This is a genomic window from Micromonospora sp. NPDC003241, from assembly GCF_053589795.1.
This window is the reverse complement of sequence record NZ_JBSFSO010000012.1, coordinates 1-21,553: the sequence shown is the minus strand read 5'-3', so window position 1 is coordinate 21,553 and position 21,553 is coordinate 1. Positions and strand designations below refer to the sequence as shown.

Below are 21,553 nucleotides of genomic sequence, written 5' to 3'. Positions count from 1 at the left end.
GTGAGCAACGCGCTGATCATCGTCGACGTGCAGAAGGACTTCTGCGAGGGCGGTTCGCTGGCCGTCGCGGGCGGTGCCGGTGTCGCGGCCGGGATCTCCCGACTGCTGGCCGGCGAGCCGGACCGCTGGGACCACGTGGTGGCGACGAAGGACTACCACGTCGACCCGGGCAACCACTTCGCCGACGCACCCGACTTCGTCAGCACCTGGCCCCGGCACTGCGTGGTCGGCACTCCGGGCTCCGAGTTCCACCCCGAGCTGGCCACCGACCGGATCGAGGCCGTCTTCCACAAGGGCGAGTACGCCGCCGCGTACTCCGGCTTCGAAGGGCAGGGCCCCGACGGCGAGGGACTGGCCGACTGGCTGCGTCGACGCGGGGTGGACCGGGTCGACGTGGTCGGCATCGCCACCGACCACTGCGTCCGCGCGACCGCCCTGGACGCCGCCCGCGAGGGCTTCGCCACCACCGTGCTGCTGGACCTGACCGCAGCCGTCGCGCCGGACACCACCGACGTCGCGTTGCGTGCCTTCGACGGTGCCGGGATCACCGTGCACGGTGCCCCTGTGATCAGGGACGCATGACCCACTAATTCGCTGGCGTCAACACCACCCTCCGTCGAGGATGTCCGGCGGAGGTACGGACCGACGTGAACATGAAGCCTTACCGGGAGGCGCTCGCCCTGCCCGGTCTCCGGTCGTTGCTGCTGGTGGCGGTGCTGGCCCGTATCCCGCTGACGGCGACCGGGGTCACGTTGACCTTCTATGTCGTGCAGGATCTCGAGCGCGGCTACGGCGCCGCCGGACTGGCCGGTGCCGCGATCACCGTCGGTGCCGCGATCGGCGCCCCACTGCTCGGCCGGCTGGTGGACCGCCACGGGCTGCGTCCCGTCCTGGTCCTCACCACCGTCGCCGAAGCCGTCTTCTGGTCCACCGCGCCACAGTTGTCGTACCCACTGCTGCTGCCGGCCGCCTTCCTGGCCGGCCTGCTCGCGCTGCCCATCTTCTCGGTGATCCGGCAGTCCGTCGCCGCGCTGGTGCCGCCGGAGAAGCGCCGCCCGGCGTACGCGCTCGACTCGATGTCCGTCGAGCTGTCGTTCATGATCGGCCCGGCGCTCGCCACGGTCGGGGTCACCACCATCTCCGCGCGCCTCACGCTCTACCTGGTCGGCGCCGGAATCGTCACCGCCGGTATCGCGCTGTGGCTGCTCGACCCGCCGGTCCGCAGCGCCGGTGAGGCAGCCGCCGGTCCGCAGCCGACGATCGCCCGACGCCAGTGGCTCACCTCCCGACTGACCGCCGTCTTCGCCGTCAGCACCGCGGCGACCCTCGTACTCGGTGGCACCGACGTGGCGGTCATCGCGGTCCTGCGCGAGAACGGCGACGCCGGGTTCACCGGCGTGGTCCTCGCCGTCTGGGCGGTGGCGTCGCTGGCCGGCGGCTTCGCGTACGGCGCCGCCCGCCGCTCCTTCTCCACCGTGGCGTTGCTGGGCACGCTGAGCCTGTGCACCATCCCCGTCGGGCTGGGCGGCTCACACTGGTGGCTGCTCTGCCTGGCCCTGATCCCGGCCGGAGCCCTCTGCGCGCCCACCATCGCCGCCACCTCCGACGCGGTGAGCCGCCTCGCCCCCGCCGGGGTACGCGGCGAGGCGATGGGTCTGCACGGCTCGGCCGTCACCGTCGGCATCGCCGTCGGCGCCCCACTGGCCGGAGCGGTCATCGACGCCTCCACCCCGCTGTGGGGATTCGTCGTCACCGGCGCGATCGGCACCCTGGTGGCCCTCGCGGTCCTCCCGATCGAGCTACGCCACCGCCGCGCCGACCGCGCCGCCCTCGACACCCCACCGCCCACGGTCCCTGCCGCAACCACGACGACTCCCCTCCCCGCGCCCGCAACGCCTGCAACCGACGCCACGCCGAATCCCCTCGTGCCCGCGACGCCTGCCTCCATGCCCGCGACACCTGCCTCCATGCCCGCCGACGCCACGACCAGTCCCCTCCGCGAGCCCGTCGACGCCACGACCATGCCCGTCGCCGTCACGGCCGCAGCCGACACGACGCCAGCAGGGTTCTCCGTCGCGCCTGTGACCGGTACACAGGTCACCGTCGCCGGGTCTGCACCGAGGCCCATCGCCGTGGTCCGATCAGGCCCGGACCACGAACCGGCAGCGGCCTTCTCCACGACCACCTCCTGACACCGCCGCCGCGTCACCCCCGCACCCGCCGCGTCCCTGGCTCCCCACCCCTCGCCCCGACCTCGCGGCCCACGCCCCCCGCCCTTGCCCGTCACCCCTTGCCCCTCGCACTGGCCCTGACCGAGCCGACGGCCCCTGGCCCGTGGCCGAGGGCCCCTAGCCGAGACAACAACTTCATGGTTGTTGCTGCCTCGTCTCGCGCTGAGACAGCAACAACCATGAAGTTGCTGCCTCACAGCAGCGGGGCCCGGCAGCGCCGATCATTTCCGGCGGAGCAGGCCAGCCCAAAGGAGGGCCAGCACAAGGCGGGCCAGCGCCGAGCGCGGAGCTTGCGGGCGAGTGCAAGGCGAGCCAGCGCGGAGCAGCGCAAGGCAGGCCAGCGCGGAACTTGCGGGCCAGCACGGAACTTGCGCGCGAGTGCAAGGCGAGCCAGCGCGGGCTTGCGGGCCAGCGCGGGCTTGCGGGCCAGCGCGGGCTTGCGGGCCAGCGCGGGCTTGCGGGCCAGCGCGGGCTTGCGGGCCAGCGCGGGCTTGCGGGCCAACGCAAGGCGGGCCAGCGCGGAGCTAGCAGGCCAGCGCGGAGCTTGCGGGCGCTGTCGGCTTGCCCGGACGGGCACCGGGGCCGAGTCAGCTCCCGCGAGACATCTGCGCGGCCACCGGCTCGCCCGCATCGATCAACACCCTCTCAGGCCACGGCAGGGATCAACACGACGTGCGACCCGTGGGGAGAAAGGGCGACGGGCGCCGACCCCGGGTGTGGGGTGGCGCCCGTCGTGGTGTGTGCGGTGGTGTCAGCGGCGATCGATGTCGCTGGAGGTGTCCTCCTGGTAGCTGGCACCGCCGTCGGACTCGCTGGTGAGCGGCTTGGAACCACCCTCGGGCGGGCCGGCAAGGCTCTGCCCGGCGGCCAGCTCGGGGAACTTGGCGTCGAAGGCGGGACGCTCGGAGCGGATCCGGGGCATCCGGTCGAAGTTGCGCAGCGGTGGCGGGGAGGTGGTCGCCCACTCCAGCGAGTTGCCGTGGCCCCACGGGTCGTCGACCTCGACCACCGGACCGGCCTTGTACGCCTTCCAGCAGTTGTAGATGAACGGCAGCGTGGAGATACCGGTGATGAACGCGCCGATCGTGGAGATCATGTTCAGCGTGGTGAAGCCGTCGATGGCCTGGTAGTCGGCGTACCGCCGGGGCATGCCCTCGTTGCCGAGCCAGTGCTGCACCAGGAACGTGGTGTGGAAACCGATCATGGTCAGCCAGAAGTGAATCTTGCCGAGCCGCTCGTCCAGCATCCGGCCGAACATCTTCGGGAACCAGAAGTAGATGCCGGCGAAGACCGCGAACACGATCGTGCCGAAGAGCACGTAGTGGAAGTGCGCCACCACGAAGTACGAGTCGTGCATGTGGAAGTCGAGCGGCGGGGCGGCCAGCAGCACGCCGGTCAGGCCACCGAAGAGGAAGGTGACCAGGAAGCCGACGGACCAGAGCATCGGCGTCTCGAAGCTGATCTGGCCGCGCCACATGGTGCCGATCCAGTTGAAGAACTTCATACCGGTCGGCACGGCGATCAGGTAGCTCAGGAAGCTGAAGAAGGGCAGCAGCACCTGGCCGGTGGCGAACATGTGGTGCGCCCAGACGCTCATCGACAGGCCGGCGATCGCGATGGTGGCGGCGACCAGACCCTTGTAGCCGAAGATCGGCTTGCGGGAGAAGACCGGGATGATCTCGCTGATGATGCCGAAGAACGGCAGCGCGATGATGTACACCTCGGGGTGCCCGAAGAACCAGAACAGGTGCTGCCACAGCATCGGGCCGCCGGTGTCCGGGCTGTAGACGTGGGCACCGAGGATGCGGTCGGCGGCGAGCGCGAAGAGCGCGGCGGCAAGCAGCGGGAAGACCAGGATCACCAGGAGGCTGGTGACCAGCATGTTCCAGGTGAAGATCGGCATCCGGAACATGGTCATGCCGGGCGCGCGCAGGGTCAGGATCGTGGTGATCAGGTTGACCGCGCCGAGGATGGTGCCCAGACCGGAGATGGCCAGACCGACCACCCACATGTTGGCGCCGACGCCGGGGGCGTGTTCGACGGTGCTCAGCGGGGTGTAGGCCGTCCAGCCGAAGTCCGCCGCGCCACCCGGGGTCAGGAAACCGGCGGTGGCCATGGTGCCACCGAACAGGTACAGCCAGTACGCGAAGCTGTTCAGCCGCGGGAACGAGACGTCCGGCGCACCGATCTGGATCGGCACGATGTAGTTGCCGAAGGCGAACACGATCGGCGTCGCGAAGAACAGCAACATGATCGTGCCGTGCATCGTGAACAGCTGGTTGTACTGCTCGGGCGAGAGGAACTGCAGCCCGGGCCGGGCCAGCTCGGCCCGCATGATCAGGGCCATCAGACCACCGATCATGAAGAACACGAACGCGGTGACCATGTACATGATCCCGATTTGCTTCGCGTCCGTGGACCGCAACAGCCGCGCGATGGCCGACCCCTTGACCGGCTCCCGGACCGGCCAGGGCCGGGTCACGACCGGCTTCGGTGCGACGGTGGTCACGAGTGGCCTCCGGTTCCTGGGTTGTCCCGCTCGGCACGCGTGTCTCTGCGGGCCGTCATCCGCAAGGAGGATAGTCCCCGGCAGGTGAGAGCGCCGCGTGGGGTCACCGGGCGTGGATCACAGCGGGCCGAGGAGCAACCGGTAATGCTCGCCGAAGATGCGGTCGCCGCGTCCGCGCAGCAGCGGGTCGCGGAGCGCCGGCGGCACGTCGCGGGTCCGGTTGCGGTCCCGGGTCCGGTCCCGCACCCACCGGGTACGCGGGCGGCGGCGGCTCTCGTACGCGGTCAGCGCCGCCTCGACGCTCCCGGCGGCGCGCAACGACTCGGCGAGCACCACCGCGTCCTCCAGCGCCATCGCGGCACCCTGCGAGAGCGTCGGCGCGGTGGCGTGGGCGGCGTCACCGACCAGCAGCACCCGGCCCCGGTGCCAGCGCCCGAGTTCGACCTCGTCGGTGACGCTGGCGTGCACCGTGCCGAGCGCGTCGAGCACTTCGGGCACCGGGCCGCCGTAGTCGCCGAACAGCTCACGCAACCGGGCCCTCGGGTCGGCCGGCGGCGCGGAGCCGGCCTCGTCCGCGTAGCAGTGCAGCCGGCCGGCGCCGATCGGCACCACCAGGATCCCGCTGCGCTGACCGAGCAGCGCGGTCCAGTCCCGCACCGCCGGCCCGTCGCGCACCACGCCCCGATAGACCACCTGGCCGGCGGGGCGGGGCGGTCCGCCGAGCGCGGCCAGCGCCCGGATCGAGGAACGCGGACCGTCGGCGCCGATGACCAGGTCGTACTCGGTCTGGGTGCCGTCGATGAAGGTGACGCCGACGGTGTTGGTCAGCAGGTCGATGGTGCGGACCTCGGCACCGTGCCGGACCGCGCCACCGGCTCCGCTGAGCAGGACCCGGTGCAGGTCGGCGCGGGGCATGGCACGGCACTCGCCGACGCCGGCCCAGAGTGTGTCGAGGTCGACCTCGCACAGCGGTACGCCGCCTGCGTCCAGGAAGCGCTGACGGTGGATGACCTGCCCGTAGGGGCGTACCGGGTCGTCGAGGTCGAGGCGGCGCAGCGCGCGGGCGGCGTTGCCCGGCAGGTAGAGACCGGCGTCGGCGAGTTCGCCCGGGGGTGCCTTGTCGGTCACGTCGGGCCGGAAGCCCGCCAGGCGCAGCGCCCGGGCCACGGCCAGACCGGCGATGCCCGCGCCGACGACGAGAATGCGCAGGGGGGAGCCACGCATGGGGTTGTACGCCTCCGGAGGGGTCGGCACGCGTTGGAGGCAAGACACTACTCGGCGCAATCGGTGCACGCCAGAGGCAATTAGCCCACGACGGACATCCCTCGGCGTCGGGACACCTCCCGTCGGTGCTGGCCACCGCCCGGCCGGGGATCTCCGGGTGGCCGATCGGCGCGTACGTGACCCACGTCATAATTCACCTCAATAACCCCGGCCAGTTGCGCCCGTTGTTTCATGTATGTAAATGTGACGATGAGCACATGGGAGCGCTCCCGGAGCCACCCACCCCCGGCGGCGAGCACCTTCCCACCGCTCCACTCGCACACCGTCCCGGCGTCCCTGACGCCGCAGCGCAAGGAGCATCATGAGACGTATCCTGCGGGCCATCACGGCCGTCGGCCTGCTCGCCGCCGGCTCCACCGTCGCCGTGGCCCTCGGCGGCACCGCCTCCGCCGACACCCTGATCTGCGAGCAGTACGGCAGCACGGTGATCCAGAACCGCTACGTGGTGCAGAACAACCGTTGGGGCACCACCGCCGAGCAGTGCATCAACGTGACCAGCAGCGGCTTCGAGATCAGAACCCAGAACGGCAGCAGCCCGACCAATGGCGCTCCCACCGCGTACCCGTCGGTCTTCGTCGGTTGCCACTACACCAACTGCTCCCCCGGCACCAACCTGCCGATCCAGGTCAGCCAGATCAGCAGCGCGAGCAGCAGCATCAACTACCGGTACGTCAGCGGGGCCACCTACAACGCCTCGTACGACATCTGGCTCGACCCGTCGCCCAAGCGCGACGGCGTGAACCAGATGGAGATCATGATCTGGCTCAACCGCCAGGGCTCCATCCAGCCCATCGGCTCCCCCGTCGGCAACGCGAACATCGACGGCCGGAACTGGGAGGTCTGGCGCGGCAGCAACGGCTCCAACAACGTCATCTCGTACCTGTCGCCGTCGGCGATCAGCAGCGCGAACCTCAACCTGCTGGCCTTCATCAACGACACCCGCAACCGGGGCGCGATCACCAACTCGTGGTACCTGACCAGCATCCAGGCTGGCTTCGAGCCCTGGCAGGGCGGCGCCGGCCTGGCCGTGACCAACTTCTCGGCCTCGGTCAACGGCGGCGGCAACAACCCGCCGCCCACCACCAACCCGCCGACCACCCCGCCGCCCTCGGGCAGCGGCGCGTGCGCGGTGAAGTACACCGCCAACTCGTGGAACAACGGCTTCACCGCCGACGTGCAGATCACCAACACCGGGTCGAGCACCGTCAACGGCTGGACGCTGGCGTACTCGCTGCCCTCCGGACAGCAGATCACCAGCTCCTGGAACGCCACGGTGAGCCAGAGCGGCTCCTCGGTGACCGCCCGGAACATCAACTGGAACGGCACGCTCGCGCCCGGCGCCACGGCCAGCTTCGGCTACCAGGGCTCACTGAGCGGGTCGTACTCCTCCCCCACCAACTTCACCCTCAACGGCGCCACCTGCACCCGCTCCTGATTTCGTGAAAGGAAGGGTCCCCTCCTAACGCCTCGTGCATAGGAGGGGACCCTTCCTAACATCATCAGGCCGGCGGGAGGACCGACTGTGCAGATACGCCTCGACAGTGACGGGCTCGTGCTGCGCCCGTGGGCGGAACGCGACCTGCCCCAGCTCGTCGTGATCTTCGATCATCCGGAGATGGCCCACCGGCTGCCGGTGGCCACACCGTTCGACCGGGCAGCGGCCGAGGCGTACCTGGCGAGGACGCGCGCTTCGCCGGAACGGCTGTACCTGGCCGTCACCGGCGCCGACGACCTGGCCCGGGGTGAGGTGATGCTCAACCTGGTCACCGGCGGCATCGGGTACGCGGTCGGGCCGCCCTATCGGGGCGAGCGACTGGCCGCCCGGGCGCTGCGACTGGTGACCGCGTACGCCGACTCGCTCCCGGGCCTGCCCACGACGTACCTGGAGATCGAGGCGGACAACGCGGCGAGTACGGCCACCGCCCGAGCGGTGGGTTATCGACCGACCGGTGGTGAGCCGGTCGTCGTCGACGAGGGACGACGCCGGCTCGTGCTGCACCGCTGGGAACGCGGCAGCCCGGGCACGCCCTGATCCTGATGTTAAAAGGGGTCCCCTGCTATGCACGAGGCGTTAGCAGGGGACCCTTCCTTTCACAAGCCGAGGGCGTCGATGTCGCGCATCTCCTCGGCGTTCAGGGAGAAGCCGAAGACGTCGGCGTTGGCCCGGATCCGGTCCGGGGTCACCGACTTGGGGATCGCGACGATCTCGTGGTCGAGGTGCCAGCGCAGCACCACCTGGGCGGGCGAGACGTTGTGCGCGCCGGCGATCCGGGTCAGCACCGGGTCCGACAGGTCGCTGGTCTTGAAGGGGCTGTACCCCTCCAGCACCACTCCCCGGTCGCGGTGCTCGGTGTGCCGCTGCCGGTCGTACAGCCGGGGGCCCCACTTGATCTGGTTGACCGCCGGGTTCTCCTCGGTGGCCTGGATCAGCTCGTCGATCTGCGGGGTGCTGAAGTTGCTGACGCCGACCGCGCGGGCCAGGTTCTCGTCCCGCGCGGCGAGCATCTCCCGCCAGGCGGGGATCAGGTCGCCGGGATCGCTCGGCGGCCAGTGCAGCAGCCACAGGTCGACGTAGTCGAGGCCGAGCGCGCGCAGGCTCGCCTCGATCGTCTCGCGTTCCCGGCCGACCTGGTCGGGCGGCAGCTTGGTGGTGATGAAGACGTCCTCGCGACGCAGCCCGCTCTCCCGGACGGCCCGGCCGACCTCCTCCTCGTTGCCGTACATGGTGGCGGTGTCGATGTGCCGGTAGCCCGCGTCCAGCGCGGCGAGCACGGCCTGGTAGCCGGCCTCGCCGGTGGCCTGCCAGGTGCCGAAGCCGAGCAGGGGGATTCGGACGTCACCGGGAAGGACGGCGGTGGGCTGGTCAACGTGGTCCATACCGACCGTTCTACCCCTGATCGTCGCCGCCATTCCCGGACCCGGGCACGCCGGCCCGGTTTGCCGGAGAATGTCATCGTGGCTGACCGGCTGGAGGAGTACCGGCGCAAGCGCGATGCGGCGCGTACCCCGGAACCGGTGCCGGCGACCCGGACCGGCCGGGTCGGCGCGGACCGGGGCCGCTTCGTCATCCAGCAGCATCACGCCCGCAGCCTGCACTGGGATCTGCGGCTGGAGCACGACGGGGTGCTCGCCTCCTGGGCGGTGCCGCGCGGGCTGCCCCGCGAGCCGGGCCGCAACCATCTCGCCGTGCACACCGAGGACCACCCGATGGAGTACCTGGACTTCGCCGGTGAGATCCCGGCGGGCGAGTACGGCGGCGGACGCATGATCATTCACGATCGGGGCACCTACCGCTGCGAGAAGTGGCAGGAGCGCGAGGTGGTGGTGGAGCTGCGCGGGCGGCGCACCACCGGGCGGTACGTGCTGTTCGCCGCCGGTGGTCGCGACGGACGGGACTGGATGGTGCGGCGCACCGACCCGCCGCCGCCCGGCTGGACCAGCATGCCCGAGCAGGTCGCGCCGATGCGCCCCACACCGGCCCGCCGGCTTCCCGCCGACCAGGCCGACTGGGGGTACGAGCTGCGCTGGGACGGGGTACGCGCGACGGCGTACCTCTCGGGCGGGCGGTTACGACTGCTCGCCGAGGACGGTACGGAGATCACCGGCGGGTACCCCTGGCTGCGCGCGATGGCCGAGGCGCTGGCGCCGACCGAGGCGGTGCTCGACGGCATCCTGGTCCGCATCGACAGGACCGGCCGGGTCCGACCCGCCCGGGGTGGCCGGAGCACCGCCGACGCCCAGTATCTGCTGGTCGACCTGCTCTGGCTGGAGGGCGTGAGCAGCCTCGACCTGCCCTATCCGCAACGCCGGGAGTTGCTCGACGGTCTGGCGCTGGCCGGGCCGCACTGGCAGACTCCGCCGTGGTTCCCCGGCACCGGCGCCGAGGCTCTGCGCACCGCCCGTGAGCAGGGGTTGCCCGGGGTCGTGGCGAAGCGGCTGGACTCCGGCTACGAGCCCGGACGACGCAGCCCGGCGTGGCGCAGCGTCGACGCGAGCTGAGGGGACCTCTCGTGCACCTGACCCACCTGGAGTGCCCGCGCTGCGGCACCGAGCACGACGCCGGCGTACCGCAGAATCTCTGCGCGTGCGGCTCGCCGCTGCTGGCCCGCTACGACCTGGCGGCGGTGCGGCGGACGGTCGAGCCGGAACGGTTCGGGCTGCGCCCGGCCGACCTGTGGCGTTACCGGGAGCTGCTGCCGGTGGCGGACCCGGCGTTCGTCACCACGCTCGGTGAGGGCTGGACGCCGATGCTGCGTGCCCTGGCGTACGGCGCGGAGATCGGTGTGGACGACTTGCTGGTCAAGGACGAGGGGTTGACCCCGACCGGCTCGTTCAAGGCACGTGGCGCGGCGGTGGGGGTGAGCCGGGCCCGGGAGCTGGGGGTGCGGCGGATCGCCATGCCGACCAACGGCAACGCGGGCGCCGCCTGGGCCACCTACGCGGCCCGCGCCGGGATGGGCGCGACCATCGCCATGCCGCTGTCCGCGCCGACCATCTGCCGCCGCGAGTGCGTGGCCGCCGGGGCGGACCTGCGCCTGGTCGACGGGCTGATCGGCGACGCCGGGCGGCAGGTCGCCGCGCTCGTCGCGGCCTCGGGCGGTTCGATCTTCGACGCCGGTACGCTGCGCGAGCCGTACCGCCTCGAAGGCAAGAAGACGATGGGGTACGAGATCGTCGAGCAGTTGGGGTGGCAGGTGCCCGACGTGATCGTCTATCCGACCGGCGGCGGAGTGGGGCTGATCGGCATCCACAAGGCGCTCGGTGAGCTGCGCGAGCTGGGCTGGGTCGAGGACAAGCTGCCCCGGCTGGTGGCGGTGCAGTCCACCGGCTGCGCCCCGATCGTGCGGGCGTTCGCGGCCGGCGAGGACCGGGCGCAGCCGTGGGCGGACGCGCACACGGTGGCGTTCGGCATCACCGTGCCGGCGCCGCTCGGCGACGAGTTGATCCTGGCCGCGTTGCGGGCCACCGCCGGGACCGCGATCGCGGTGGACGACGCCGAGATCCTCGCCGACCTGCGGGACTTCGCGGCGCGTGAAGGGCTGCTGCTCTGCCCGGAGGGCGCGGCCTGCCTGACCGCCGTGCGCAGGTTGCGTGCCGGGGGCTGGATCCGCGCGGGTGAGCGGGTGGTGGTGCTCAACACCGGGGCGGGCCTGAAGTACCCGGAGACGGTGGACGTGAGCGGCGTACCGCTGCTGCCCGCCTGACGACCCGTACGGTCACTCGGCGGCCGGGTCGGTCAATCGCCAGGCGGCGTTGACCAGGCCGATGTGCGACAGCGCCTGCGGGGTGTTGCCGAGCTGCGCGCCGGTGGTCAGGTCGATCTGTTCGCTGAGCAGGCCGACGTCGTTGGCGTGCCCGGCCACCCGTGTGAACAGCCGGGCGGCCCGCTCCTGCTCGCCGGCCATCGCCAGGCACTCCACCAGCCAGAACGAGCAGAGCAGGAAGCCGGCCGGGTCGGTGTCCCAGCGGCGGATCAGGCCACCCTCGCCACCGAGTTCCCGCTCGACGGCGGCGATGGTCGCGCGCATCCGGGGGTCGGTGGCCGGTAGGAAGCCCACCACCGGCAGGTACAGCACGGCGGCGTCGAGGTCGGGTGAGCCGAACGCGCCGGTGAAGACGCCCCGCTCCCGGCTGAAGCCCTCGCGGAGCACGGTGGCGCGGATCTCGTCCCGGACGCCCGCCCAGCGCCGGGGGTCGGCCCGCTCGCCGAGGTGCGGTGCCAGGCGTACCGCCTTGTCCATCGCCGCCCAGCAGAGCGCCTTCGAGGCCACGTAGTGCCGGTCGGCGTCCCGGGTCTCCCACATGCCCCGGTCCGGCAGGTGCCAGGTGGCGGCCACCTGTTCGGTCAGGCCGAGCACCATCTCCCGCACCTCGGTGCCGAACGGCTCGCCGAGGTAGTCGCGCAGACGCCACACCGCCGACACCATCTCGCCGGGCACGTCGAGTTGGCGCTGCCGCCAGGCGTCGTTGCCGATGCGGACCGGGGCGCTGCCCGCGTAGCCGGCCAGGCCGGGGCAGCGGTGCTCGGAGACGTCCCGCTCCCCTTCGAGACCGAACAGCACCGGCACCGGATCGGCACCGATCCGGCCGATCGAGCGGGCCGCCCAGTCGAACAGGCGGGACGCCTCGGTGGGGCAGGCCGCCACCCAGAGCGCGCGCATCGTCATCGCGAAGTCGCGCAGCCAGGAGAAGCGGTAGTCGTAGTTGCGGTCGCCGCCGATCCGTTCCGGCAACGACGTGGTGGGCGCCGCGACGACCGCACCACTGCGGGCGTACGTGAGGCCGATGAGCACCGTCGCACTCTGCCGGACCACGTCCGGGTACCGGCCGTCGTAGTGGTGGGTGTCGCGGAAGGAGCGCCAGGTCTGCACGGTGTCCGTCAGCCGTCGGACCGGGTCCGACGCGGGCGGCCGGTCGCCGTAGGCGGGGGCGTACGCGACCTCGAAGCCGAGCACCTGCCCCTCGTCGACCTCGAAGACGTGGTGCACCCGGTCGTGGTCGGCCGTGAGCCGCATCCCGGCACACCGCAGCGTCAACTCGGCCGGCCCGGCGACGGCCCGCACCCCGCCGTCGTCCAACTCGTGCAGGTAGGGCGTGAGCAGGCCGTACTCCGGGCGGGGCCGGAAGTCGAGCGCCATCCGTACCCGGCCGGAGAGCCCTTCCACGACGCGCAGCAGCACGGCCGGCGACCGCAGGCCGAGTTCGTGGCCCCGGGCACCGGCCTCGGCGGCGAGCGCGTCGGTGACCGCGACGCTGCCCTCCGGGGTCTGGTGCACGGTCCGCAGCACCAGGGTGTCCGGTCGGTACGCCCGCTGCACCCGGTGCCCGGCGCGTCCGGCGGCGACCGGCGCGAGCCGCCAGTGACCGCCGTCGGAGTCGAGCAGCCGCGCGAAGACGGCGGGTGAGTCGAACCTGTTCGGGCACCACCAGTCGACGGAGCCGTCCCGCCCGACCAGCGCCCCCGATCGACAGTCGGAGAGGAACGCGTAGTCGGAGATCGGCGGCTGCACCATCCGGTGCGCGTACCCGGATCCTCGACCACATCACGCCGGCCCGGACGCCCGGGCCGGCGGGACGGGTCAGGAGGTCGGCGGCTCGTCCTCGCCAGCGGCCTCGGCCGCGTCGGCCTCCTCCTTGGTCTTGTGCACCGCCTGGTCGGCGTGCTCCGGCGGCCCGTAGACGGTGTAGAGCACCAGCGGGTTCGGTCCGGTGTTGACGAAGTTGTGCTTCGTCCCGGCCGGCACCACCACGAGGTCGCCCTGCACGACCTCGCGCTTCTCGCCGGCCACCCGGGCCTCGCCGGTGCCGCTGACGAAGGTGAGGATCTGGTCGATGTCCTCGTGGACCTCCTCGCCGATCTCACCGCCCGCCGGGATCGTCATGATCACCAATTGGGTGTGCTTCCCGGTCCACAGCACGCGCCGGAAGTCCGGGCTCTTCTCGGCGACCGTGGCGATAGTGAAGTGCTCCATGCCCGGCACATACCCCGTTACGACCCGCCCCACGCCGGGACTTGCAGATAGTGGAATTGCGCACGATATGAGGGTTTGGCGGCACGCCGAACGGGGATCGACAGGACCAGCCGGCACTGGTCGGCCATGCCAGGTCCCCGCCGACGTACCGCCGTACGGGCTGCGGTGGCGGGAGACGGCTGAGCGCGGCGACGTTCGGGTCCTCGGGGATCGAACGGCGCCGTGCGCTCGTGTCCGGGGCCCGGTCGGTGCCCGCCCGTGCGGTTAGGCCAGGACGGTCGGCTACGCCAGGACGGCCAGGTGGAACGGCCGGTCGGCGGAGGCCCCGGTGCTGTCGAAGGTGGTCACGAAGACCGCGTTCGGGATGCCGGTACGCCCGGCGACGGCGATCTGACCGGACGGCGCCAGCCCCGCGCTGCCCGACAGCCCCACCGTGCCGACACACCCGGCCGCGGTCACGTCCTGGTCGAAGACCACCTGGTACATCCCGGTGCTCAGCCGGTCGGCCGTCGCGGCGCCCATCCCCCGGACCAGGACGCCGTTCGCGCTGACCACGGCGAACAGCACCCTCGACGTGGACGGCATGCCGGCGCCGCCGCAGGTGGTGTGCGCGGCGTCGGCGCGGGCCGTGATCTCCTCTCCCGGCTCCGGCTGGGCCGCCCGCCTGCTCCTGGCTCTCGCGCTGGACATTGCTCTCCTCTCCAGCCGGCCGGGGGGCCGAGGCGTGTTGAGTTGATTAGGGCGGCTAAGAAGGATCAGCACCGATCAGCACCCTTTGTGCATCGAACGTATGTCGTGTTCCCCGTCGGTAGCCACACGACAGGTTGTCCGATCACGGACAGTCGAGATGTCGATCATGCCTCTGACCTGCGGTGGAGCCTCGGCAGCGGGGGTGTGGTCAGTCGTCGTCCAGGTCCAGCACCGGTACGCCGGCCTGGCACCGCACCGACAGCTCGTGCTCGCCGCTCGGGCCGACGAACTTCACCTCGGCGTCGTCGTCCGGGCCCCGGTCCACGTCCTCGACCGAGTAACCCTGCTTCGGCGACCAGGACGCCAGCCACACCCCGCCCGGCACGCACTCGGCCACCACGCTGCCGCCCTGGTTGGAGAAGCTGCGCCGGTGGGATGCCTCCGGAGTGGGACTCGCGGAGGCGGTCGGGCTCACCGGAGCCGTGGCCGCCGGGTCCGGCGAACCGGTCGGGCCCGGCGTACCGGTCGTCGGTCCGGTCGTCCGGGGCGGCGCGGCCAACTCGCGGGCGATCTCCTCCTGGCTGCGGACACCGCCCGGCGTACTGGTGAGGCTCTCCCCCACCAGCCGGATGGCGGCGACTCCGATCAGCGTGGCGACCACCGCGGTGGCCAGCCACCCGGCGACGGCGAGGAGCGTGCGACGTCCCATCACCCGACTATCCCTGATCGCGGGTTGGGGCGACCTTCGGGGAAGGCTAAGGGAGGGTTAACGGACGCCGCCGTCGCGCCCGGGCGGATATACCCTGCCTGCTGTGGCCCGCCTGCTGCTCATCGAGGACGACCTGACCATCCGCACCCCGCTGGTGCGGGCGCTGCGCGAACGGGGACACGCGGTGGCGGCGGCGTCGACCGCGATGGCCGGGCTCCGCGACGCGCTCGACGACCGCCCCGACCTCGTCGTGCTCGACCTCGGGCTGCCCGACCTGGACGGCCGCGAGCTGCTCCGGATGCTGCGCGCGGTCAGCGCGGTGCCGGTCATCGTCGCCACCGCCCGCGACGACGAGACGGAGATCGTCCGGGTCCTCGACGCCGGGGCCGACGACTACGTGGTCAAGCCGTTCACCGCCGCCCAACTCGACGCGCGGGTCCGCGCGGTGCTGCGACGCGGGCCGGGTGGACCGGCCGAGGAGGACCCGACCGTGGTCGTCGGCGGGCTGCGGATCGACCCCCGGGCGCGGCAGGTCAGCCTGGACGGCGCGCCGGTCGAGCTGACGCCGCGCGAGTTCGACCTGCTGCGACACCTGGCCACCCGGGTCGGCGAGGTGGTGACCAAGCGGGAACTGCTCACCGAGGTGTGGCAGATCCCGTACGGCGGGGCGGACAAGACGGTCGACGTGCACCTGTCCTGGCTGCGCCGCAAACTCGGCGAGAGCGCCCAGCAGCCGCGTTACCTGCACACCGTACGCGGGGTGGGGGTCCGGCTGGTCTCGCCCGAGGCACAGCGATGAGGGCGCGACTGGCACTGCTGGTGACCGCCGTCAGCGTGCTCATCGTGATCGCCTTCCTGGTGCCGCTGGCGCTGCTGCTGCGCACCTCCGCCGAGGACCGGGCGACCGCACGGGCCACCGCCGACGTGCAGGGTCTCGCCCCGGTGGTCGGCACCGCCGACTCCGAGACCGTCCGGCTGACCGTCGACCAACTCGTCCAGTCCGGCCGGCCGGTCAGCGTCTTCCTCCCCGACGGCGACCAACTCGGCGCACCGGCTCCCCGTACGCCCGCCGTCGAGCTGGCCGCCCGGGGGCAGAGCCTGACCGCCGAGACGCCTGAGGGCCGCGAGGTGGTGATCGCGGTCCAGGGCCGTACGGACGGCACCGCGGTCATCCGCACCTTCGTGTCCGACGCCGAACTGACCCACGGGGTGGACCGGGCCTGGCTGGTGCTCTCCCTGCTCGGACTGCTGCTGGTGCTGATCGGTCTCGCGGTGGCCGACCGGCTGGCCCGCACCCTGGTCCGCCCGATCGGTGAGCTGTCGGCGGTGTCGCACCGGCTGGCCAACGCCGAACTCGACGCGCGCGTCGAGCCGTCCGGGCCGGCGGAGCTGCGCGAGGTGGGCGGTGCCCTCAACCATCTGGCCGGGCGGATCCAGGAACTGCTGGTGCAGGAACGCGAGCAGGTGGCCGACCTGTCCCACCGCTTGCGGACCCCGCTGACCGCGCTGCGGTTGGAGGCCGAGTCGCTGGCCGACCCGCAGGACGCCGCCCGGATCGCCGGTGCGGTGGACGGGCTGGAACGGGCGGTGACCGGGCTGATCCGGCAGGCCCGCTGGCGTACCCCGGCCGAGGGCGCGGTGGTCACCGACGCGGTGGCCACGGTGACCGACCGGGTGGCCTTCTGGTCGGTGCTGGCCGAGGACACCGGCCGGGCGGTCGACCTCGACCTGGCACCCGGCCCGCTGCCGGTCGGTGTCCCCGCCGACGAGCTGGCGGCTGCGGTGGACGCGCTGCTCGGCAACGTCTTCGCGCACACCCCGGACGGCACCGCCTTCGCCGTCCGGCTGGCGCCCGACGGCGACCAGGTGGTGCTGACGGTGGCCGACGAGGGCCCCGGCATCGCCGCCGAGTCGGTCCGTCGCGGGGCCAGCCAGGCCGGGTCGACCGGCCTGGGGCTGGACATCGCCCGCCGGGCCGCCCAGGCCAGCGGCGGCCGGCTGGAACTGGGCGAACGTCCCGGCGGCGGGGCCGAGGTCATGCTCCACCTGGGCACGCCGAAGATCTCCAGCGGCCGACCTTAACCCGGCCTTAGTGTTCGGACAGCGCGGCGCTATCCCGCCCCGACCGATGCTGTGTGCATCAACCGAGGAGAGGTGGCACCAATGAAGCGCAACCCCCTGATCCTGGCGTCGGTCGGCGGCGCCGCGGCGGTCCTCGCGGCGGCCGGGATCTTCCTGGGCGTCACGGCGGCCGACACCGACCGCGCGCGGCAGACCACGCTGACCGCGGCGACCGGCGCGCCGGGGGAGACCACCCCGGCCGCTCCCGGCACGGTCACGCCGCCGACCGACCCCGGCACGGTCGCCCCGCCGACCGACCCGAGCAGCGTGGCCCCACCGACCGACCCGACCACGGCCACCCCGCCGGCCGGCACCGGCTCGCCGGACGCCACCGACGAGATCAGCCGCGAGCGGGCCGGCGAGATCGCCCTGGCGCACGCGGGCGGCGGCCGGATCACCGAGATCGACCGCGACCGGGAGAACAAGCGCCCGGTCTGGGAGGTCGAGATCGTCAAGGGCGACGTCGAGCACGAGATCGACGTCGACCGGGAGACCGGCCAGGTGCTCAAGGCCGAGCAGGAGCGGTACGACGGCGATGACGACGACGACCGCGACGACGACGACGATGACGACCGGGACGACGACTGACCGGTCGACAGTCGGCCGGTGACGGCCGTCGACACCCCGGAGCGGCACCTGCCGCCCGGGGTGTCGCGCTGTCGGTGCCCCGGCACCCCGCGATGACAGTCGCGGAGCTGACAGCGTTCCGCCGAATTTCCGGCTGCATGCCCTGTGAGCTGGGTAATCACCTGGCTACATTTAATTATGGTGCCCGCCCACTCAGGCTGGGCGACGGAACCGGTCTACCGTCCCGTCCTCCCCGCGCGGCGGGGAGAGCTGGACGCGCTCGGCCACCTCGACGACGCCCTCGCCCCGCTGATCGCCCCGATCCTGCACGTGTCCGAACTCGACAGATCCGTCGTGGAAGCCGTGAACCGGCTGCCGCCGGGGTTGGTACCGGCCGTCGACGTGGGCGCCCTGCCCGATCCGGCCGGCGCCGAGCCGCTGCGGTGGGGCGTACCGCTGGTGCCGGTGATCGGTCTCTCCGACGACGCGGAGCGGCTCGCGGCGCACGGCGTCACCGCGCGGGCGTACTTCGGCCGGGCGGTGGTGCGGCTGCGGATCCGCCTGGACCGGGCCGGACCCGACGCCGCCACCACCGCCGTGGAACGGATCTGGCGGTACGCGCGACTGGCCCCCGAGCAGTGTGACCTGGTGCTCGACTGCGGCGACGTGTGCTGTCCGGCGGACGTCCGCACGACCGAGCCCCGGGTACGCCGGGCGCGGGACTGGGCCCGGCGGCACGCCTGGCGCTCGGTCAGCGTGGTGGCCGGCGGGATGCCACCGGCGCTGGCCCGGCTGCCCACCGACGAACCGGTCCGGCTGGACCGCTGGGACTGGCTGCTCTGGCAGCGGCTGGCCGACCTCGGGGTGGGATTCGGCGACTACGGTGTCGCCTCCGCCGCACCCGGCGCGGAGCCGACCGACCGGTTGCCGACGGTCCGGTACACCGACGCCGACGTGTGGTGGCTCTACCGGTGGTCGCGTCGGGGTCGGCGCGGGGAGGATCGGGTCGCCGACCTGTGCCGCGAACTGGTGTCGGCACCGCACTGGCCGTCGACGGGTGCCGGCTTCTCCTGGGGCGACCACGAGATCGTGCGCCGGGCGCGTCGGGTCGCCGGAGCCGGATCGGCGACCAACTGGGTGGCCTGGAGCACCTCGCACCACCTGGCACACGTGCTGGCCACGCTGGGGCGTACCAGCGGTGGTGGAGCCCGGCCCCCGGGCAGCGTCCCGCCCCAGCGGCCCCGGGGCGGGGAGAACCGTCGCGCGGGCTGAGGGCTACTGCTGGTCGGTGAAGCCGAACTGGATCACGCCCTCGTCGTCGACGGTCGCGTCGACCGCGGCGTCACCGAGCAGGTCGGCGGCGTCGGAGTCGAGGAAGATCCGGGCACCCTGGTTGTCCACCACCTGATCACCCTCGACCGGTGCGGCGACCAGCTCGACGGTGAGCGAACCGGCGGTGGTGTCCGCGGCGATGCGTACCCCACCGCCCTCGGCCACGTCCTGCTGGTTGGCGAGGTCACGGATCACCAGGACGGCGTTGTCGGTCATCGTGAGCATGGTGGGACTCCTCGTGGGTTCTCGACTCCCGGTGCCGGAGGCACACTGCCGGCCAGTCCGTGGGCGGACCGGCAATCGGCCCGCACACCGGGTACGGATGTGGCGGCCTTCGAGGTCGACCACGCCCGGCGCGGCTCGCCGGGCAGCGGTCGCCCACCACCGCATCGGGGCAGCTCAAGGCCCCTCCACTGCCCACGGTGCCCGCTGCCGAGGGATCCGTCAAGTAGACGGCAGTCGATCGGTCCGTCAGGTGTGACGGCCCCGGAAACGGGTACCCCACGAGGTTCCCCTGATGTAAGGAAGGGACCCTTCCTATACACCAGGCGTTAGCAGGGGGCCCTTCCTTGCACCTTGGGCGCGGGGACGAGCGCGGCGGGGTCGCCACGTTCGATCAGTGCGGCGATCTCGGAGTCGCGCAGGCCGCGCAGCGCCAGGACGCGGGTGCCCCAGCGGTGCAGCCGGCACGGGTGCGGACTGGCGTCGTTGCGGCAGACCGTGCCCCCGGACCATCTTCGGGGCGCGTGCACCACGACGGCACGGACGGCGAACTGGGCATCCTCGGCGGTCACGTACGGCGGCAGCGGGATCTCCCGCAACGCCGTTCCGGCCGGCTCGCCGGTGGGCGGGGACGGACGGAGGGTACTGCTACTGCTCATCGGCCTGGCCTCCACACAGGACAGTCGAACCCGGACAGCAGGACGGTACGGTCCGGTGGAGGCGGCCCGACGGACAAACTGCCCGACGGCGGGTACGGCTGCCGTCAGACGCGTTCCAGCACCACCACCGGGATGTCCCGGTCGGTCTTGGTCTGGTAGTCGTCGTACGCCGGCCAGACGGCGACCATGTCCGGCCACAGCCGGGCCTTCTCCTCGGGCGTGGCGGTGCGGGCCCGTGCGGTGAACCGCTCGGCCGCGACCTGGACCTGGGCCTCCGGGTCCGCGAGCAGGTTCAGATACCAGGCCGGGTGCTGGGGAGCGCCGCCCTGGGAGGCGACCACCACGTACGCGTCGCCGTGCCGGCCGTAGATCAACGCGGTCCGCCGGAGTGCGCCGCTGCGTCGCCCCCGGGTGGTCAGCAGCAGCGTGAACACGCCCGGCTGCCACTCGTGCCCCTCGGCACCGTCGGTCTCGACGTACCGGTCGATGTGTTCGGCCACCCAGTCGGTGGGGCTGTCCATTACCTTCTCGCCCGAGGTCATCGGTCCTCCTCGATCATGATCGGTCACCGACCACGCTACTGGAGAGCCGGGCCGCCGGCAGGTCAGCGCAGTGCGACGGCCTGCAGACCGACGTTGCCGCAGTGCGGCGTGAACGCCTCCTCCACCGTCCAGGTGAGCAGTACGCGGGTGCCCTGCGGCGCCTGGAAGCGGACCGTCACACCCGAGGAGAGGCTGGTGTGCCGCTCCTCCAGGCGCAGCGTCTGGCGTGGCCCGTCGTCGCCCACCCGCACGTCGAGTCGACCCCGGGCCATCCAGACGCCGAGGTAGACGGTGGCGGTGCGCGGCTGCCCGTCGGACACGACGGCGAGCCGGAAGCCGTTGCCGGCACCGCAGGTGTAGACCCCGTCCGCGACGTCCCCGGCCGAGTCCACCGGCGCGCCGTCGCGCCACCGGAACAGCTCCTGGTTGCCGTCCCAGGTGTCCCGGTCGCCCCGGCCACCCAGGTCCCGCAGGTCGGCGGAGCCGTCGCGCTTGCGTGTCGGGCTGGTGGCGCCGTCGAGGCCCCAGTGCAGCCAGTCGCGGCGGCCCGCCTCGGTCAGGTCCACCGTCCCCGGGATGTCGGACCGGCTGACCACGAGCGTGGGTGGCGCGGTCGGCGAGTCGGGGGTGGACACCACGCTGGCGCTCGGCGAGGGGCTCGGGCTGCGTTCCCGAGGGCGCAGGCCCGGCACGGCGTCGGCGGTGGCGCTGCCGCTGGGCAGTGCCGGTCGTCCGACCACCGCCGGCAGGCCGTCCGGGTCCGGCTGGTCGTCCGGCGCCGGTTCCGACCACCAGTTGACGTAACCGACGAGGGCCAGCAGGCCGGCGAGGGCGGCGACGGCCTCCACCGTGGTACGTCGACGCCGCCGGGCGCGGGCGAGTCGGCGGGCGGCGGCCCGGGTCGCCCCCTGCGCCGACGGCGGCGAGGTCGGTGCCGGTGTCGACGACCGGGCCGACTCCGCACGGCGGCGGCCCGACCGGGTGCGGTGTGACGCCGGATCGACCGGCCGCGCGGGCTTCTCCTCCGCCACGACTCTCCACTTCTGCCGGACCGGACTCGCGCCGGCACGCTCGACCCGGACGCGGGGCCGACTCACATTCGCATCACCGACCCCCGACGCGCTAGTGCGGTGTCCAGGAACGTTGGCGGTGTCGCGGCGAGGTCCAGGCGGCGGTCCGGCAAGGCGGAGTCGGGCCTGGATACCGGTGTTGTAT

Annotated in this window: 20 protein-coding genes and 1 pseudogene; 10 read left to right on the top strand and 11 right to left on the bottom strand. The window is 72.5% G+C overall.

The window, feature by feature from the left end:
• Positions 1–582, top strand: coding sequence for an isochorismatase family protein (locus ACWDVW_RS12665; RefSeq protein ID WP_396740193.1), 582 nt, complete (start codon positions 1–3; stop codon positions 580–582).
• A gap of 71 nt (positions 583–653) precedes the next feature.
• A pseudogene (locus tag ACWDVW_RS12660) lies at positions 654–1,862 on the top strand (MFS transporter); the annotation flags it as partial.
• A 1,120-nt stretch (positions 1,863–2,982) separates the two neighbouring features.
• Here the strand turns inward: ACWDVW_RS12660 and ctaD are convergent.
• A complete protein-coding gene (ctaD, locus tag ACWDVW_RS12655) occupies positions 2,983–4,740 on the bottom strand; it encodes an aa3-type cytochrome oxidase subunit I (protein WP_449947491.1) in 1,758 nt (585 codons plus the stop codon).
• Between the two features lie 117 nt (positions 4,741–4,857).
• On the bottom strand, positions 4,858–5,964 hold the full coding sequence (locus tag ACWDVW_RS12650; RefSeq protein WP_449947767.1) for an FAD-dependent monooxygenase: 1,107 nt from the start codon (positions 5,962–5,964) through the stop codon (positions 4,858–4,860).
• Between the two features lie 361 nt (positions 5,965–6,325).
• Here ACWDVW_RS12650 and ACWDVW_RS12645 point away from each other — a divergent pair, with 361 nt between their 5' ends.
• The gene (locus ACWDVW_RS12645; protein ID WP_449947488.1) at positions 6,326–7,459 is read left to right on the top strand and encodes a GH12 family glycosyl hydrolase domain-containing protein; all 1,134 of its coding nucleotides are present in this window, start codon (positions 6,326–6,328) and stop codon (positions 7,457–7,459) included.
• Between the two features lie 87 nt (positions 7,460–7,546).
• Positions 7,547–8,056: a GNAT family N-acetyltransferase gene (locus tag ACWDVW_RS12640; RefSeq protein WP_449947485.1), complete on the top strand. Its 510-nt coding sequence runs from the start codon at positions 7,547–7,549 to the stop codon at positions 8,054–8,056.
• Between the two features lie 59 nt (positions 8,057–8,115).
• Here the strand turns inward: ACWDVW_RS12640 and ACWDVW_RS12635 are convergent, their stop codons facing one another.
• Entirely contained in the window at positions 8,116–8,901 is a 786-nt protein-coding gene (locus ACWDVW_RS12635; RefSeq protein ID WP_449947482.1) for an aldo/keto reductase, read from the bottom strand.
• 78 nt (positions 8,902–8,979) lie between these two features.
• On the opposite strand from ACWDVW_RS12635, the gene ACWDVW_RS12630 reads away from it, so the two are divergent.
• Both ACWDVW_RS12630 and ACWDVW_RS12625 read left to right on the top strand, forming a co-directional pair.
• Complete coding sequence (locus ACWDVW_RS12630; RefSeq protein ID WP_449947479.1) at positions 8,980–10,023, top strand: DNA polymerase ligase N-terminal domain-containing protein; 1,044 nt, start codon at positions 8,980–8,982, stop codon at positions 10,021–10,023.
• Positions 10,024–10,034: 11 nt separating this feature from the next.
• Positions 10,035–11,228 (top strand): threonine synthase, encoded by a 1,194-nt coding sequence (locus tag ACWDVW_RS12625; RefSeq protein ID WP_449947477.1) that lies wholly within the window; start codon positions 10,035–10,037, stop codon positions 11,226–11,228.
• 12 nt (positions 11,229–11,240) lie between these two features.
• Here ACWDVW_RS12625 and ACWDVW_RS12620 read toward each other — a convergent pair whose 3' ends face one another.
• From ACWDVW_RS12620 to ACWDVW_RS12605, 4 genes are all read right to left on the bottom strand, one after another.
• Complete coding sequence (locus tag ACWDVW_RS12620; RefSeq protein WP_449947474.1) at positions 11,241–13,037, bottom strand: glycoside hydrolase family 15 protein; 1,797 nt, start codon at positions 13,035–13,037, stop codon at positions 11,241–11,243.
• Between the two features lie 66 nt (positions 13,038–13,103).
• Entirely contained in the window at positions 13,104–13,496 is a 393-nt protein-coding gene (locus ACWDVW_RS12615; RefSeq protein WP_117228987.1) for a cupin domain-containing protein, read from the bottom strand.
• Positions 13,497–13,778: 282 nt separating this feature from the next.
• Positions 13,779–14,186, bottom strand: a complete 408-nt coding sequence (locus ACWDVW_RS12610) for a hypothetical protein (protein ID WP_449947472.1) — start codon at positions 14,184–14,186, stop codon at positions 13,779–13,781.
• A 208-nt stretch (positions 14,187–14,394) separates the two neighbouring features.
• Positions 14,395–14,895, bottom strand: a complete 501-nt coding sequence (locus ACWDVW_RS12605; protein ID WP_449947469.1) for a septum formation initiator — start codon at positions 14,893–14,895, stop codon at positions 14,395–14,397.
• Between the two features lie 103 nt (positions 14,896–14,998).
• On the opposite strand from ACWDVW_RS12605, the gene ACWDVW_RS12600 reads away from it, so the two are divergent.
• The 4 genes from ACWDVW_RS12600 to ACWDVW_RS12585 all read left to right on the top strand — a co-directional run bounded on the left by ACWDVW_RS12600 (position 14,999) and on the right by ACWDVW_RS12585 (position 18,855).
• Positions 14,999–15,694: a response regulator transcription factor gene (locus ACWDVW_RS12600; protein WP_396740213.1), complete on the top strand. Its 696-nt coding sequence runs from the start codon at positions 14,999–15,001 to the stop codon at positions 15,692–15,694.
• On the top strand, positions 15,691–16,977 hold the full coding sequence (locus ACWDVW_RS12595; RefSeq protein ID WP_449947465.1) for a sensor histidine kinase: 1,287 nt from the start codon (positions 15,691–15,693) through the stop codon (positions 16,975–16,977). Before ACWDVW_RS12600 ends, ACWDVW_RS12595 begins: the two co-directional genes overlap by 4 nt.
• Before the next feature lie 81 nt (positions 16,978–17,058).
• Complete coding sequence (locus ACWDVW_RS12590) at positions 17,059–17,604, top strand: PepSY domain-containing protein (RefSeq protein WP_449947462.1); 546 nt, start codon at positions 17,059–17,061, stop codon at positions 17,602–17,604.
• Between the two features lie 177 nt (positions 17,605–17,781).
• Complete coding sequence (locus ACWDVW_RS12585) at positions 17,782–18,855, top strand: beta family protein (RefSeq protein WP_449947459.1); 1,074 nt, start codon at positions 17,782–17,784, stop codon at positions 18,853–18,855.
• Positions 18,856–18,858: 3 nt separating this feature from the next.
• Here ACWDVW_RS12585 and ACWDVW_RS12580 read toward each other — a convergent pair whose 3' ends face one another.
• From ACWDVW_RS12580 to ACWDVW_RS12565, 4 genes are all read right to left on the bottom strand, one after another.
• Positions 18,859–19,140, bottom strand: coding sequence for an adhesin (locus tag ACWDVW_RS12580; RefSeq protein ID WP_396740220.1), 282 nt, complete (start codon positions 19,138–19,140; stop codon positions 18,859–18,861).
• A gap of 326 nt (positions 19,141–19,466) precedes the next feature.
• Positions 19,467–19,796, bottom strand: coding sequence for a hypothetical protein (locus ACWDVW_RS12575; RefSeq protein WP_396740221.1), 330 nt, complete (start codon positions 19,794–19,796; stop codon positions 19,467–19,469).
• 104 nt (positions 19,797–19,900) lie between these two features.
• Positions 19,901–20,338 carry a nitroreductase family deazaflavin-dependent oxidoreductase gene (locus tag ACWDVW_RS12570; RefSeq protein WP_449947457.1) on the bottom strand — a complete coding sequence of 146 codons (438 nt, stop codon included), beginning with the start codon at positions 20,336–20,338 and terminating at the stop codon, positions 19,901–19,903.
• 62 nt (positions 20,339–20,400) lie between these two features.
• Complete coding sequence (locus ACWDVW_RS12565) at positions 20,401–21,369, bottom strand: hypothetical protein (RefSeq protein WP_449947454.1); 969 nt, start codon at positions 21,367–21,369, stop codon at positions 20,401–20,403.
• Positions 21,370–21,553 lie beyond the last annotated feature (184 nt).